Source organism: uncultured Sneathiella sp., assembly GCF_963973085.1.
Lineage (GTDB): Bacteria > Pseudomonadota > Alphaproteobacteria > Sneathiellales > Sneathiellaceae > Sneathiella.
Window position 1 is genome coordinate 867,959 of the sequence record NZ_CAXAXA010000001.1, and the last position, 16,087, is coordinate 884,045.

General features: G+C 50.3%; 13 protein-coding genes. 3 read left to right on the forward strand and 10 right to left on the reverse strand.

Annotation, left to right across the window (positions count from 1 at the left end; all coding sequences use genetic code 11):
• Nucleotide 1: 1 nt before the first annotated feature.
• The 5 genes from AACZ19_RS04085 to AACZ19_RS04105 form a co-directional block, all read right to left on the reverse strand.
• Complete coding sequence (locus tag AACZ19_RS04085) at nt 2-1,195, reverse strand: mandelate racemase/muconate lactonizing enzyme family protein (protein WP_339631380.1); 1,194 nt, start codon at nt 1,193-1,195, stop codon at nt 2-4.
• Nucleotides 1,192-2,283 carry a Zn-dependent alcohol dehydrogenase gene (locus AACZ19_RS04090; protein WP_339631382.1) on the reverse strand — a complete coding sequence of 364 codons (1,092 nt, stop codon included), beginning with the start codon at nt 2,281-2,283 and terminating at the stop codon, nt 1,192-1,194. Before AACZ19_RS04090 ends, AACZ19_RS04085 begins: the two co-directional genes overlap by 4 nt.
• Nucleotides 2,284-2,424: 141 nt before the next feature.
• Nucleotides 2,425-3,819: an adenylate/guanylate cyclase domain-containing protein gene (locus AACZ19_RS04095; protein WP_339631384.1), complete on the reverse strand. Its 1,395-nt coding sequence runs from the start codon at nt 3,817-3,819 to the stop codon at nt 2,425-2,427.
• 125 nt (nt 3,820-3,944) lie between these two features.
• The gene (locus AACZ19_RS04100) at nt 3,945-4,799 is read right to left on the reverse strand and encodes a DUF3108 domain-containing protein (RefSeq protein WP_339631386.1); all 855 of its coding nucleotides are present in this window, start codon (nt 4,797-4,799) and stop codon (nt 3,945-3,947) included.
• 102 nt (nt 4,800-4,901) lie between these two features.
• Entirely contained in the window at nt 4,902-5,702 is an 801-nt protein-coding gene (locus AACZ19_RS04105) for an undecaprenyl-diphosphate phosphatase (RefSeq protein ID WP_339631388.1), read from the reverse strand.
• Between the two features lie 166 nt (nt 5,703-5,868).
• Between AACZ19_RS04105 and AACZ19_RS04110 the strand changes: the two genes are divergently transcribed.
• On the forward strand, nt 5,869-6,522 hold the full coding sequence (locus AACZ19_RS04110) for a DsbA family protein (protein WP_339631389.1): 654 nt from the start codon (nt 5,869-5,871) through the stop codon (nt 6,520-6,522).
• A 349-nt stretch (nt 6,523-6,871) separates the two neighbouring features.
• Here the strand turns inward: AACZ19_RS04110 and speB are convergent, their stop codons facing one another.
• The 4 genes from speB to AACZ19_RS04130 form a co-directional block, all read right to left on the reverse strand.
• Nucleotides 6,872-7,771, reverse strand: a complete 900-nt coding sequence (speB, locus tag AACZ19_RS04115) for an agmatinase (protein ID WP_339631390.1) — start codon at nt 7,769-7,771, stop codon at nt 6,872-6,874.
• 21 nt (nt 7,772-7,792) lie between these two features.
• Complete coding sequence (locus AACZ19_RS04120; RefSeq protein WP_339631392.1) at nt 7,793-8,830, reverse strand: deoxyhypusine synthase; 1,038 nt, start codon at nt 8,828-8,830, stop codon at nt 7,793-7,795.
• 31 nt (nt 8,831-8,861) lie between these two features.
• Nucleotides 8,862-10,058 (reverse strand): type III PLP-dependent enzyme, encoded by a 1,197-nt coding sequence (locus tag AACZ19_RS04125; protein WP_339631394.1) that lies wholly within the window; start codon nt 10,056-10,058, stop codon nt 8,862-8,864.
• A 119-nt stretch (nt 10,059-10,177) separates the two neighbouring features.
• Entirely contained in the window at nt 10,178-12,103 is a 1,926-nt protein-coding gene (locus AACZ19_RS04130; RefSeq protein WP_339631397.1) for an ATP-binding protein, read from the reverse strand.
• Nucleotides 12,104-12,383: 280 nt separating this feature from the next.
• Between AACZ19_RS04130 and AACZ19_RS04135 the strand changes: the two genes are divergently transcribed.
• Nucleotides 12,384-13,526 (forward strand): NAD(P)/FAD-dependent oxidoreductase, encoded by a 1,143-nt coding sequence (locus AACZ19_RS04135; protein WP_339631399.1) that lies wholly within the window; start codon nt 12,384-12,386, stop codon nt 13,524-13,526.
• A gap of 102 nt (nt 13,527-13,628) precedes the next feature.
• Here the strand turns inward: AACZ19_RS04135 and AACZ19_RS04140 are convergent, their stop codons facing one another.
• Nucleotides 13,629-15,098: a catalase gene (locus tag AACZ19_RS04140; RefSeq protein WP_339631401.1), complete on the reverse strand. Its 1,470-nt coding sequence runs from the start codon at nt 15,096-15,098 to the stop codon at nt 13,629-13,631.
• A 174-nt stretch (nt 15,099-15,272) separates the two neighbouring features.
• On the opposite strand from AACZ19_RS04140, the gene AACZ19_RS04145 reads away from it, so the two are divergent.
• Entirely contained in the window at nt 15,273-16,007 is a 735-nt protein-coding gene (locus AACZ19_RS04145; RefSeq protein WP_339631408.1) for a DUF1194 domain-containing protein, read from the forward strand.
• Nucleotides 16,008-16,087: the final 80 nt, after the last annotated feature.

Here is a 16,087-nt window from a genome sequence, read left to right on the forward strand (position 1 = left end):
GCTAATCGAAGATTACCGGGTTATCGACCATTTCAAGGTGTAGCTGATCCCCTGTGAAGGGGTGGCGGGCAATAACCTCTTCATCGAGTTCAATTCCGAGGCCCGGCTTTGTTGGTGGAATGATATACCCCTCTTCCCATTGGATCGGTTCTTTGAGGATTTCCGCGTGAAAGTCGCCCATGGTGTTAATACTTTCCTGAATGAGAAAATTCGGCGTACAGGTACTTAGCTGAATATCCGCCATCGCCGACACCGGACCACAGTACATATGTGGGGCGATCTGTGCGTAATAGACCTCCGCCATGCTGGCGATCTTCTTGCCTTCCAGCAGCCCGCCGACACGCCCAAGCGCCATCTGCAGGATTGAGGCCGCGCCACTCTCAAGCACGCGATGAAATTCATACTTCGTACAGAGCCGTTCCCCTGTCGCAATGGGAATTGTCGTCTGCCGTGAGAGCTTTGCCATTTCATTCGCATTCTCAGGCGGTGTTGGCTCTTCAAACCAAAGGGGATCGTATTTCTCCAATCGACGCGCCAGCCGGATCGCGCCAGAAGTTGTCAATTGCCCATGTGTGCCAAACAGGAGGTCGGCTTTATCTCCTACTGCATCACGAACCCGCGCGACCAGCCTCTCCGACAGGTCCATGCGCCTCAAAGAGGGTTGGCGCGGATCAAAAGCGGAATAAGGCCCGGCGGGGTCAAACTTCACACCGGTAAATCCAAGAGCAACATTCTCGGCGGCGCGTTCTGCGGCCAGATCCGGGTCGCTATACACATCCGTCGCGTCTCCGTCCATCGGATAGAGATAGGTATAAGTCCGGAGCTTTTCATGAACCTTACCACCTAAAAGCTCATAAACCGGTTTATCTGCTTCTTTCCCAATAATGTCCCAGCAGGCCATTTCCAGTGCGCTCAAGACGGACATCATTGTCGAATCCGGACGTTGGGTATAGCCGCTCGAATAGACGCGTCGCCAGATACGCTCTATGTGAAAGGGGTTCATGCCGAGAAGCCGACGGGCAAAAACATCCTCGATCATTTTTACGGTCACGTCCGGATGAAATGGCACCGCATAGGCCTCGCCTATTCCACTCACACCGCCGTCGGTTGTCAGCTTTACGAACACCCAGAACTGACCACCCCAATGCGGCGGCGGCGTCCCAACGACAAAGGTTTCAAGATCAGTCAGTCTCATGAGGTCTTTCCAAAAATGATCACATTGCGTAATGCCTTGTCCGCCCTGACTTCATCGATGGCGTGATTGATCTCCTCCAGCGGATACCGCCCGGTGATCAGTTCATCCAGTTTCAGCCTGCCGCTTTCGTAGAGCGCGATGAGTTTCGGAATATCCTCACGGAGCCGCGTAGAGCCCATCTTGCTACCGAGAATTTTCTGACTGGCCCCTGCGATATTACCTGCCTCCACAGCGATTTTCTGTCCTGTCGGCGGCATCCCGACAATTACCAGCGTCCCGGCGGGCGCAAGAAGCTCCAGCCCATGTTCAAAGGCCTTTGAGCTTCCGGTCGCGACAAAGACATAATCTGCGCCGCGACCGTTTGTCAGGCCTCGGGTTTGCTGCATCGCATCGTTGGCGAGCGGATTGATCACATGTGTTGCGCCAAAATTACGGGCGGCCTCCAACTTCTTCTCCACCAAGTCCATTGCGATAACAGGGTCCGCATTGACAAGAGCCGCGCCCTGCACCGCATTCAACCCGACGCCACCACATCCGATGACAATAACCGATGCGCCATGCCTGACCTCTGCCGTATTCACGACGGCACCGAGACCGGTGATCACGCCGCAGGATAATAGTGATGCAGCATCCATAGGGAGATTCTTTGGAATAACGACGAGTTGCGATTGATCAACAACGACTTCTTCTGCAAAGGCACCGGTCCGCAGTCCCTGAACAATTATCTCGCCATCTACAGATGTCAGACGACTGTTGTCATCAATTGGGAACGGGGTGCCGCAGATATAGGGTTCCCCTCTTTCACAGTCGGCGCAATGACCGCAGGATCGAATGAGCGTAACCAAAACATGATCACCAACAGCTAAATTCCGAACGCCCGCACCAATTTCAGCAACCTCGCCCGCAGCTTCGTGGCCCAGCACCATCGGCAAGGTACCGCCCCATCCTCCGTCCATATAGGTAATATCCGAGTGGCAAATGGCGCAGGCTGAAAGCCTCACGCGGACTTCCCCTTCTTCAGGAGGCGCCAGAAACACCTCTTCAATTTGCAGCGGCTGATTGAAATTTCGACAGACGGCAGCTCTCATACAGATCCTCCCCGACTTAAGCATATCCGGTGAGTGTGCAGCGTGATACGTGAAAGTCAATCTCGGCCTGCGCCTCCGAATGACTTTTTATCTTTCAGTGCCCTCGGATTACCGCCTATTATGACCAAGACCGCGTTTCAGCTAATTCGCAGGCGTCGTTATCAAATGAAGCCATGTCGTCACAGCCTCTCCCCGGCCCCGAATACTCTGTGAGCCGTTTTCGACAAAACCCAACTCCCGGGCCATTTGTTCGCCACCGGCGGCGTCCATGAGTTCGCTGCTAACGACAATATCCGCCTTCATTTCGCGTGTCGAAGCCTCAAGGCGGCTGGCAACATTCACGACATCGCCAAGCACAGCATACTCAAGCCGTCTTTCAGAGCCGATGTCGCCAAGAACAACGGTACCATAATGAATGCCGACTGAAAGGCGGATTGGTGCCAAACCGGCTTTTTCCCGCTCTTCATTCCACCGGCTCATATGACGCTGCATCGCAACTGAGCATTTCAATGCGTTTTCAGCATCTTGCGGAGTTGTTTCAGGAGTGCCGAACGTTGCCATAAGGCCATCCCCCAGAAATTTGTCCAGAGTGCCCCCATTCTCAAATACACAATCTTCCATACGGCTGTGGAAATCCCGCAAGACCGACACAATTCTATCGGGTGTTTCTGTCTCCGCCATTTTCGTAAAACCCACAATATCCGCGAAGAGAACTGCGACACGCTGCTCTCTCACCTCCCCAAGCGGTTGATCGCGTTCCGCCAGATTATCCACAATGTTTGGCGGGAAATGACGTGAGAGGTTAGCGCGTCCACGCGCAGCCTCCGCCTGGCGAACAAGCAGCTGATTGGTACGCCAACCATTCAGGGCAAGGATAAAAGCAACAATCGCAAAAATCAGGATTTCCTGAATACGCGGCTCTATCGGTATGCTTCCCGGATCAATAAAATGGAGAATATTGGGATATCCGTCGAGCGCTTCACGGACTTTCTCTGTAACCTCTGTAATGTCCGACGGTTGATAGGTCGCCCAAAAAAAACCACCTATCCAGAGAAAAGCTGTAAACACCACAACAGGGACCAATGTCCTCCATGAATAGGCCAGTGTAGCGGCGGCAAGAAGTATAAAGAAATATGGAAAGTTCCCGAACTTATACTGAAGTGCAGCTGACCACGGTCGCGGATCCCATGGATTAGGAACGACCAGCACAACCGTCATAAGTGCAAGATCGAGAAAAATGAGGAAAAGCTCCGCTCGTGATCGCTCCACCCGACCAATTTTTACCTGGGCCCAGCCAATGAGCATAAAGGCAACAATCAGTATTTCGTAATACAGAACATACCAGTCTGGGCTGAGATAGATCAGGAATAGGCCAATAATGACAAGACAGATAGTCCTGGCCTTCACCGCCAGCAGCAAGCCTTCATGCTTGTTCTGATTCAGCGCTTCATGAAGGAACTTGTTATTTTCTAAATCCGGGAGGTCGTTTCTACGGCGTATCCGCCGTATTCTCTCTCCGAAGCTCACCGCCGTCACTGTTCTCTCCCCAGCCAACGCCTACCTCTGATACTCTACCCATATGGAATACCTTAAGGATAGTGGATTATATCAATATCACTTCCTGGGCCAGTTTATTATCTGTCAAGACCTCTGAAAAAGGCCTACTGAGAGTTCCGGCTGACAAGTTGCATAGGGCCTTCCCGATAGCGATCAAGATGTAATTCCATATTCCCAAAGCGGGTTTTTAATTGCATGCGCACTGGCACAATCAGACCCCCTTCAATAGGGGCTCCGGCCCAGACCACGACGTCCTGGTCGGAATTGGCGTCGAGCCCTTGTTGCTGATTAACGGGAAAGCCGCCAATTCTATCGAATTCAAGTTTACAGCCGATTGCATTCCCGGAGAATACGGAATAGCGCGTGGGCTTAAAATAGCGAGAGGGGACATCTGACAGGATCGCATCGTAACGCCTATGACCATCAAAAATCGGCAATCGCATTGTGCAGCCCTTGCCTTCATCCAGCTGATTTGTCACCGTCAGGATAGCCGTCATCGGATCAATGCTATTTGTCAGGCTCGCAGGATTGATCGGGGTGTATCGATCCGGACCTTCGTCACGTGTAGTGGTTTTCTCAACCCTGACAGAGCCGGACTTGCCGTAATCCATCGTGACAACACGAACGTTCTGGTTCCAGGTGCTTTTGTGCTGATGCTGGCGCGGGAAAAATTTGTCGAGTCCAATCAAGCCCTCAGTTTCCCCACTGGCGAACCAGCTAACAATCCAATTGAACGCCTGGCTTGTGTTGGCTGCGCTTTCAATCTTGTATTGACTGTCGCCCTGTTCTATCTCGGTTTCAATTCCGCCAAGGTAAAGTCCGCCCAAGTATACTGTATAATGTAGTTCGGAGTTCTTTTCTGCCGCAATCGCCGGCGGCGAAATGGCAGCATTGGCCAGAATAAATCCCGCCAGCAAAAGGCTGGAAGATTTTATCCACCTGTTTTTAAAAGCATACATGCAAAGTCCATTTCCATTCGCTATTTAGGGGAAATGGGGTTTAGGCAGGATTAATCAAGTTATTTGCGAGCTTATAAGATAGTTGAGCACCTATTGTCGGCATCAAGTCGCAAAATAGACAACCAGAAGAACAGTGCCCAATATCAATCGGTATATAACAAACGGCGTAAAGCCGATTTTTTCGATCCAGCGCATTAACAGGCTGATCACCATGAAGGCGATAACGCAAGATACTATGCCAGCGATCAGCGCATCCATTCCGATCTCCGGCTTTTCTGCGGTAATCAGGTGGTATATCGCAAGCGTTCCGGCCCCAAGAATTGTCGGAATGGAGAGCAACATGGAAAAATGCGCACCGTCACTTCGGCTGAGGCCGCGCATTCGCGCCGCAGACATGGTGATGCCGGAACGACTCGTTCCCGGGAGCAGCGCCAATATCTGGAACAATCCGATTACGAGCGAGTCCAGCATTGTAATACCCTCGATATTCTTCGTGACAGGATATTTCTTGTCAGCCCAGCCCAGGAAAATGCCAAATATAATTGTCGTCGCCGCCACCAACAGAATTGATCTTAATTCATTCTGGAGCAGGAGATACATTAAACCTCCGGCAATCACAATCGGAACACTGGCAATGATGATATGAAATCCGAGTTTCCGACCCTCTGCCCCATTCTTATCAGTAGGCATCAGAAATGCCTTAACAATTTGAAATATATCATGGCGGAAATAGGCGACAACCGCTATCAGTGTCCCGACATGAACAGCAATATCAATACTTTGGCCCTGATCTTGCCAACCTGTGAGCGACGGGATCATTAACAGGTGCCCGCTCGACGAAATGGGGAGGAATTCAGTAATTCCCTGTATCGCAGCCAAAACAAAAATATGGAAAAAAGGCATTATAACTCTTACAAGTCGCAGGGCATCACATCAAAACAGCTGATTTTGTCCTTAATTTCAGGTGACAATGACGTAAACAGCTCTATCGGTAAAGAAAATTGGTTGGTTGAAGGCACTATAACGACGTAATGTGAAGAAAAGGTAACAGATAACAATGGAGAAAACCATGACCCACAGCATTGATCTTTTCTGGTCATTCAGAAGCCCTTATTCCTATCTGGCAATCCGCAGAATCGTTGAATTGACGAAGGAATATGACCTGGATGTCAACGTTCGGCCGGTGTATCCCATTGCTGTCAGAAATCCGCAGTTTTTCAAGGACATACACCCACTCTGGATCGACTATCTTATGACGGATATCCAGCGGGTCGGCGAGATGAACAACATCCCGATTGCCTGGCCTCGCCCCGACCCGGTAAAAATGAACCGGCAAACCAAGGAAATTCCGATAGAACAACCCTATATCCACCGGCTTACCCATCTTGGCGTTGCGGCCGCGGAAATCGGTGATGGTCTCGCGTTCCTCGACAAGATTTCAAATCTGATATGGAGTGGGGAGGTTCGTGGCTGGCATGAAGGAGACCATTTGTCCAAAGCGGCGGCAGACGCTGGCTTTGACCTCGCCAAACTCGATGATATGATTGCCGACCGGTTCGACGAATATGCCGCCAAAGTTAATGAGAACCAGGAGGCTCTCGAAAAAGCGGGGCATTGGGGGGTGCCGACGCTTGCCTATAATAATGAGGCCTTCTTCGGCCAGGACCGCGTGGAAGTCTGCCTTTGGCGCATGAAGCAGGACGGATTACAGGAACGACAATAATCGACTGAAAACCGGTTAGCGAATGATCGAAATTGTTCCGTTAATATCTTTCTTAAGATAAGCAACTTGGGAAAGCGCGTTTTCAGCATTCGTTACGGGCGCCATTGCCACGTTCAGGATCACCGCAAGACTCAATAGTGATATGACTGCCACGACGGTGACCTGCCGCCGGGATGTCTTTATCGCAGAAAGAAGTTTTCTGAGGGTAGTTCGCGCTTGGTGTGAGGATTTTATCATCTTCATGCCCCTGTACATTCACTGTAGTTTGTAGTTTTGCCAGCGAAATGAGGCTGATTTACTTCAAAAAAGAGGTAAAAACTTGCCCATTTCTGGGCAAGCAAGACCGCCGCTACTTCGAAAGTGCGAGAGACAGGATTTTATATGCGAGCTTTGCTGCGAGGAAGTTGGGTGCATGCATCCCTTCGATAGGAGCCAGTTCGTTGATGTCTGCGCCGACAATCGTGCCCGCTCTAGAGGCCGCCTTGATGATCTTGATCGCATCATTCCAGAAAAGCCCCCCAGGCTCCGGTGTTCCTGTTGCGGGCATCACTGAGCCATCGAAACCATCAAGGTCAAACGTCAGATAGATGGGACGGTCCTTAAGCGGCGCGACAATTTCTTCTACTCGCCAGCTCTCCCGATCCTTCCCCCAATGGATAGTTATCCGGTGGCTGTTTGCGTCCAGAAACGGGATCTCCTCCGCCGATATATTGCGAATGCCGACAGAAACGATCGGAACGGTGGGATGATCCAGCACCCGGCGGATTGCCGCTGCATGGGAATAATGCTCGCCGTCATAGCCATCGCGTAAATCCGCATGGGCATCGAAATGCAGGATCGCCAAATCATCATATTGCGTAAGGAATGGCCGAATTGCACCGGGTGTGATAGAATGCTCCCCACCGAAGACAAGCGGGAATTTATTATCGCCAAGCGCCTTTCCGGTGAGGGCTGCCAGATCATCTATCGCAGCCTTTATGTCACGTCCGTCAACAGGCTTCTCCCGCATCGTCACGATACCGAAATCCCGGAACGGCTCCCGCCAGAGATCTTCGTCGAAAAGCTCCACCTGATGGCTTGCCTCTATCATCGCCGATGGGCCCTTTGCGGTTCCGCCGCCATAGCTGACCGACCCTTCGAGGCCAAAAGGAATGATAATGGCCTTCGCCGACGCGTAATCAAAAGCCTCCTCTTCGGGCAGGCCCAGAAACCCCTCTTCCGAGGGGAGTATGTCAAAGGGAACTGTCATGACTTCTGGTCCGCTTGCCGTCTACTGAAAGAGCTTGGTGAATTTCCGCGCCTTGCGGTTTTTCCAGCCACCCCGGTGATAAACATCCGATGCCAGCAACGGCACAACGGAGGAAGCTTCCGCAAAGACCATCTGTTCCAAACTGGTGCTGACCTTGCCCCAACTCGCTGCCTCTTTCAGAGTGGAGGAAGAACAGGCCCCGTCGCGCACATCGGCGACAGAGATCTGCACCGCATATTTATGCACGTCAACTTCCTTGCCGAGGATCTCAGCGCAAACGACCGTATCCTGCACAAAGTTCTTGGGTACGCCGCCACCAACCATGAGCAGGCCCGTTGTCCCCGCCGCGATCTTGATTTCGGTCAGCTCCCTGAAATCCTTGACGCTGTCAATACTGAGATGCTTTTCCGGATTCTCGACCTGATGCTTGACCAGGCCAAATCCGGCAGAGCAATCAGAAAACGCCGGAACGAAAATCGGCACATCATGATCATAGCAGGTTTCAATAAGAGAGTTTTTCTTCACCGCGTTGGTTTTCAGCCAGCGGCCCATCTCATATATGAATTCACGGGATGAATACGCTCGCTTCTCCAGTTTGTCCGCGATGACCTTGATAACCTCGTCACAATGCTGAAGCTCTTCCTCGTCAATGTAGGTATCATAAATGCGATCGATATAAAGCGCGCGCAGGTCGTTATCGTCGACTGTACTATCCGCCTGATAGTGGCGATACCCCAATGCTTCAAAGAAATCCATATCAACGATAGATGCCCCGGTGGATACAATCGCATCCACCATGCCGAGTTCAACCAGATCACGGTAAACATGCATGCAACCCCCGGCGGAGGTTGACCCCGCCAGGGTGAGTATAATTGCACAATCCGGATCATTCACGGCCATGTTGAATATCTCTGACGCCCGCGCGAGATCTCGCGATGTGAAGGACATTTTGCCCATCGCATCAATGATCGGACGCGCATCAAAGCTCTTGATGTCAACATGCTCGACGGTCTTCGATAGAAGGGCCGCCTTCTCGTTGCTCTTCGAGGAATGTGTCATTTTAACCTGACGCCTTTTTCAACTTGTTGTGCTATGCGAACTCGGCAGGCGATTCAATTCCTACCATGGTTTCTGAATAAAATCCGTTGAATCTGGTTTGCATGGCATAGCCATAAGCCCCCAGATGGCGGAAAATAATCCAGTCACCTTCACAGACATCATCCGGCAACGCAAGATGGTCTTTCATCTTGTCGATGCTGTCACATGTCGGCCCATACAGTTGAAACTGCGTGCTTTCTGACGGGGCATTCAGACGCCCGGAGCGATATAGCTCAACCGGATAAGCCCAACCTAACTGACCAGCATCAAACAAGGCGCCATAGGTTCCATCATTCAGGTAAAGCGATTGTCCGCGGCGAAGTTCCACCCGAACGGCAACCGCACCGCCCGCAGCCACCATGGCCCGGCCTGGTTCACAAAATATCTCAAGCGTATCAAAACCACACTCCACGAGCGTTTTCTGAATGGCGTCGAAATAGTCCTGTAGCGGTGCCGGTTCCATATCCGGATAAGATACCGGGAATCCCCCACCAACATCGAGCATATCGATCTCAACACCGCACCCATCGAGCATATTGGCTATATTATAGATGGCGTTAACGTAAGCCTCGATCTCGAGACACTGTGAACCGACATGGAATGTCACACCGACCTTTTCCGCAATCTGGCGCGCATGCGTCAGTAAGAGCGGTGCTTCCATTAGGGTCGCGCCGAACTTGTTATCAAGCGGATAGGCGGCCCCGACTTGCGAGACGCTCAGACGCAGCATTAGCGAGAGATCTTCGGCATGGCCGGTTTCCTGTTTTATCTTGCGCAGTTCTTCCAGACTATCGAACGCAAAATGCCGAACACCGAGCGCATAGGCACGGTTGATCGCCTGCCGGCTTTTGACAGGATGCATAAAGTAAAGCTGAGCAAGCGGAAATGCAGCGCTCAGCTCCTCTATCTCCCGGATGGAGGCAACCTCAAAATGTCGGATACCCGCCGCCCACAACAGCCGTAACAAGGCCGGGTGCGGGTTGGCTTTCGCCGCATAAAGACATGTGCCTGGAAATCCGTTGAGAAATCTGCTGGCCGCCTCTGCAATCTCGTTGATATACAGAAAGTGGACAGCATCATTCGACTGCTCGATTTCAAGAGCTGTCGCTTCGTTTTCATATCGCCGCAAACCGGCTAGGGCTTGCTCGCGATCAGCGACATAACCCTCATAATCCTGGAGCAGTTGCAATTCTAATGTTCCACCTGTCTAGTTGTTGAAACCAAATTTTTCAGAGAGCGTCAGTAGCAGAAAAAATACTGCTACGCTACATAAAGATTCACTGTTAGATGATGATTCTTAACGTCCTATCAAGGACGAGCAACGAGGTTAAGATGGGGATAATTCCCCGGAATTTCAACGACCCGGTATTTTGGCAAACGTATCTCGATCGTAGTTCCCGGTTTTCCCTTATTGCTTGCAATTTTCAACTCGCCTTCATGCAATTCAACAATCGATTTAGCGAGAGGCAAACCTAGCCCAGTCCCTTCAATTGACTTGGAAACAGAATAACGCGCGCGGCCAAACGGTCGCATAACATTGTTAATTTCTTCCTTACTGATTCCATGACCGCTATCGATGACGTAAAGAGATACAAAATTTTCGTCGCCCGCTGATAAATTAAGCTCAATCCTGCCATTCTCAGGCGTAAATTTTATGGCGTTGTTAACAAGGTTGATCAGCACCTGCTTAAGTTTTCTTTCATCTGCGCGAAGGCAGATATCCAGCTGATCAGATAGTGTTATCTCAATGGACTTCTCAATTGTCTTCGCAGCAAGCATTGTTTTGGTGGAACGTGCAATATCTAGAAGGTTAACTTCCGTTTCCCGCAATGCAACCGAGCCAGATTCAAACCTTGAATATTCCAGAATATCGTCGATAAGAGAAAGCAGATGCCTACCAGATGATTGGATATTGTCCGCATATTCACGGTATTTTTCATTCTCCAATGGGCCAAAAATCTCTTTTGCCAGCACTTCCGAAAATCCAATCACTGCATTTAGTGGCGTTCGGAGTTCATGGCTCATGTTTGCAAGAAACAATGATTTTGATCTTGTTCCCTCTTCCGCCTCCAGCTTCGCCTGCGTTAGTTCACGTTCGAACATATGCTGGGCGGTGATATCCTGTATCGTGCCGCTGGCTCCAGATATCTCGCCTGTTTCGCCAATAATTGGCCGCCCCAAGAGTCGGACATGAGTAATTTTCTTGTCGTCATGCACAACCCGAAATTCAACCTCGAACGGCTCCGAAACTGACTCCGCCGCTTCGAAAACCGCAACCAGGCGATCAACATCCTCTTTATCGACCCGCCTGATAAAGTTACCATACCGGGGTTCTGTCTCGCCCGGCTCAAACCCCAGTATGCGGAAAGCCTCGTCAGACCATTCATGGGTATTTTCGACGCTGTTGTGCATCCAGTTGCCGATATGGGCAATTGCTTGGGCTTCTTCAAGTTTGGCACGGTTCTCTTCCAAAGCTCTTTCACGCTTTCGGATATCCGTAATATTGGTGCGGATGGATACAATGCCCCCGGATTTCGTTTTCGTCTCTGAAAGACGGAAAACCTGCCTGTCGTAGAATTCCTGCTCTTTGGGCATTTCGGGATTTTGATGCTCCTCAATTCGCCTTGCAATCCATTCTTCCTCGCGTCCGATTGCTTCGGGCTGCAGGCCAGCTTCGACAGAACGCCTGACCAGTTCATGAAAATGAACTCCAGGCCTCACAACATCTTTTGCGATACCTTTAAACCGGCACCGATAGGGTTCGTTGCAGACGAACAACCTATCTTCAGCATCATATATGGCGACGGCTTCCGGCATCGATTCAATGGCATCGAGCAAAATGCTCTCTGCCATTTCTGCCCGCTCGATAGCCAGTTGCAGACGCTCATTCTGGTCCCGTTGTTTCTGTTCGGAAAGCTTGCGTGCCTTGATCTCACTATTCAGACGCTCAATCGCCGGTAGCATACGCGACAAACCAAGGGCAATGAAAACCAATCCCGGAATATAGGCGATGAAATGCCATATCTCCAAAGCCGCATTGTGGCTGTAACCTATATCGAAAAGGGCAGCATCACCTATAAACAACATGTCTATAAGAGAGGCGCAAACAAGAATAAATAGCCCAAGGTTAATCAGGGTACGTCCAAATTTGACGTGGGTAAGACGTTTGTTCCTTTTTAGGAAAACAATAAGCAGGACCAGCAAGCAAGCGAACATTACCGCTTCGCTTAGCATATGCACCGCCTAGTGCGTTTTCCGACGCAAATTTCTCTTTGATAGTTAGTCAAATTTTCCACGACCGTATCAATTATGGTTTATTGAAGCTAAACAAAAAGTATTGAGCATCCGTTAATTCTCTAAGGTTTTTCGCAACTTGAAGACCGATAGCACGCCTTAAAAAAGCATCAGCTTGAGGACACACATCCGTTGCCGGTTGTTCTGATTTACCTTTAGAATATATACTTGATCAATTATACTTGCTTGAGGGTATGATTACGACGAGGAACAACCGGAATTGACATCGAAAATTCTGATCGTAGGGGCCGGAATAGCCGGACTTTCCCTCGCCCAATGGCTAAAAAGATTTGGGCTGGATTTCGAAATTATCGAAAAGAAATCGTCGGAGGATATTGAAAAAACAGGTATCGTCCTCCCATTTAATGCTGTCCGGGAAATCAAGAAACTCGGAATATTCGACAGATTAGCCGATCAGTACCATCAGGCAGCAAACGTTACCTATTGCAAGAACAATGGGAAAGTGATCAACATTGCGCGCCTGACAGACCCTCCGTTTGAGAACGACCAGTTCATCGCCCTTGAACGGCAGGCGCTTAATGACGCACTGCGAGAAGGGCTTCAGAAAAAAGTTCGCTATAATACCGAGTTACTGAGCGCCCGGCATGACGATGACTCGGTCAGGATTACCTGCACGAACGAGCTTCTAAACGGGTCATACGATCTTCTTGTCGCAGCGGATGGCCTCAACTCCCTTACCCGTCAGGAGAATTTTGAAGGGCAGGAATTAATCCGCGATCATAATGTCGTTTGCTGGCGTTTTGTTGTTGCTCATCCGGATCATGGTTTGCAGCCGCTGCAGATGGTGGGACAGGCAGACAGTTTCATGGTTTTCCCGATCAGCAGTGACGCTCTGTATTGTTATGGCCACGCGTATGAAAATAGCCTTCCTCATCCTCTTGGGGACGATCCGCTGGAAAATCTGAAACGTGTTTTTAGCGGTTATCGCGGTCCGTTGCCTGACATTCTGGAACGGCTTGATGGCGCTGAAATAATTGCAGGTAGACTACAATCAGTGATCAAGCCCTGTTTTTTCGATCGGCGGATAGCCTTTGTCGGCGATGCCGCGAATGGTTGTTCACCGATGATCCAACAAGGGGCCGCTTTGGCCCTCGAGGGAAGCCGCTGTCTTGCAGATGCTCTTGCCATGCAGAATGTCGACCAAGCATTAATGACCTACCATGAGCGACGCGTTAAAAAGGTTGAGCGGATCATTCGCTATGCCGACGCCCCTCTTTCCCAATTCCGGCGGCCACAAAGCTGGATGGGCCGTGGTTTTCATGACATTAAGATCAAGACGCTGGGACCGCCAAATGTACAGGCGTGGCGAAAACTGGCAACAGAACGGCTGTTTACGACCTGAGAGCTGAGCAGCATCGCAAAGAGGGAAAGCTATTTCCCAATCCAATATAAAAAAGGCCTCAGGAGTCTAGACTCCTGAGGCTAACATAAAGCCAATTCGGCATTATCCCGCTTCGACTTGATCTGTGAGGGTAATTCCCACAGCAGAGGCAACACCTTCTGCATAGGCGGGGTCTACCTTGTAGAGATGGCCAAGCTGCCGTTGAATGATCTCCTCCGGCACACCTTCCATTGCAGCAGCCGTGTTAGAGAAAAGGCGCGCCTTCTCTTCATCGTTAAATAAGTTAAATATTGCCCTCGGTTGAGAATAATCATCATTGTCGACGCGGTGATCATACCGGTCCGCATTCCCGGATATTTTCAGCGGAGGCTCACGATAGCTCTCATCCTGAACGGGACCGCCCATCGAGTTGGGCTCATAATAGGCATCCGGGTTGCCGGTATCATTTTTGAAAAACCGCATCGCACCGTCTTTATGATAATGGTGGACCGGAACCTTGGGCGCATTGACCGGCAACGCCTCATAATGCGTGCCCAGACGATGGCGGTGTGCATCCGCATAGGAGAAAATGCGCGCCTGCAGCATCTTATCGGGACTGAAACCTACCCCTGGCACAACATTGGAAGGGCTGAACGCGGCCTGCTCAATCTCTGCAAAATAGTTATCCGCATTGCGGTTTAGCTCCATTACCCCCACCTCAATCGGTGGATAATCACCATGCGGCCAGACCTTGGTTAAATCGAACGGGTTATAAGGCGTCTTCTCCGCATCAGCCTCCGGCATCACCTGAATGAACAAAGTCCACCGCGGAAATTCCCCACGGTCGATTGTCCCGAACAATTCTTCTTGATAGCTCTCACGGCTCTCGCCGACCACCTTCGTGGCTTCTTCATTCGTATAATGCCGGTGTCCCTGGTTCGTCTTGAAATGGAACTTTATCCAGAATCGCTCCCCGTCCTCGTTCCAGAAGCTGTAGGTATGGGAGCCATACCCATTCATATACATCGGGGCCACCGGCAGACCACGATCCGACATCAGGATTGTCACCTGATGCAGGCTTTCCGGTGATAGTGACCAGAAATCCCACATTGCGGTAGCCGACCGTAGGTTGGTACGCGGATGACGTTTTTGGGTATGAATAAAATCAGGGAATTTCAGCGGGTCCCGCACGAAGAATACAGGTGTATTGTTCCCGACCAGGTCCCAATTTCCTTCTTCCGTATAGAATTTGAGCGCAAATCCGCGGACATCCCGCTCAGCATCCGCAGCCCCCTTCTCACCGGCAACAGTAGAAAATCGCGCAATCATCGGGGTTTTCTTCCCGACTTCAGAGAATATTTTTGCGCGTGTGTATCTGCTGATATCTTGGGTTACGGTGAACGTCCCATGCGCGCCCCAGCCTTTTGCATGAACGACACGTTCCGGAATCCGTTCGCGATTTTGATGTGCCAGTTTTTCAAGAAGCTGATAATCCTGCATAAGAACCGGACCACGCTCCCCGGCAGTAATTGAATTTTGATTATCGGGAACAGGTGCTCCGGCGGTTGTGGTCATTTTCTTTTGTTTTGACATCTATCTTTCTCCAATCACTGGACGGTCATCAATAATTATGAATTAGAATTATTCTAACTGACTTCAAGAGGGCGCTGGAATAAATCATGACCGGGGTGGGTAAGGCTGCTCTTGACCAATAAGAAAATATAGCAAATGATTATCAGATGCCTATAAAGCGCACGAGGGATGCTAATGCTTCGTCGTAGACCGATCATACTTGTACTACTCCTGTCGACCTTCTGGTCCTCAGCCGCAATCTCGCAGGAGAAGCTTGAAGTCGGACTGGAGCTTGTGTTGCTTGCCGATGCAACTGGCTCAATTGATGACGCCGAAATTTTATTTCAACGCGAAGGCTATGCAAAAGCAATCACCAACCCGGATGTAATTTCCGCGATTACGACCTCCATATATGGCAAAATAGCTGTTACATATGTCGAATGGGGTGACTCCGGCTCTCAAGATATTGTCGTCGGGTGGCAAATCATTGATAGTGAGGAATCCGCGCGAAAATTTGCATCGGATCTTCTTCTGCCTCCCAGGAAGGCTCGTGGGTATAACGCTATCGGCTCCGCCTTGTTGTTCGGGAAAAATCTTATTGAAAATAATGAGATATGGAGCTTCCGACAAGTTATAGATATCTCCGCGGATAGCGCAAACAACTGGAGCGGTCCGCCGATCGAATTCGCTCGTGACGAAGTTGTCAGTGCAAATATAACGATCAACGGGCTTGCGGTTTTATGCCGTTATTGCTCCGGTCGACCCAATAACTACGATCTGGAGGCCGCCTTCAGCGAGTTAATCATTGGTGGTAACGGGGCGTTTGTGATTACAGCTGACAATAGTGATACTTTCGCCAATGCCGTTCGAAAAAAACTTATCCTGGAAATAGCCGACAATCCAGCATTCAAGAACCCGCCTTTGGAATAACGTGAAGTAGAAGCCGTTGTAATGATTGGTTGCGGGGGTAGGATTTGAACCTACGACCTTCAGGTTATGAGCCTGACGAG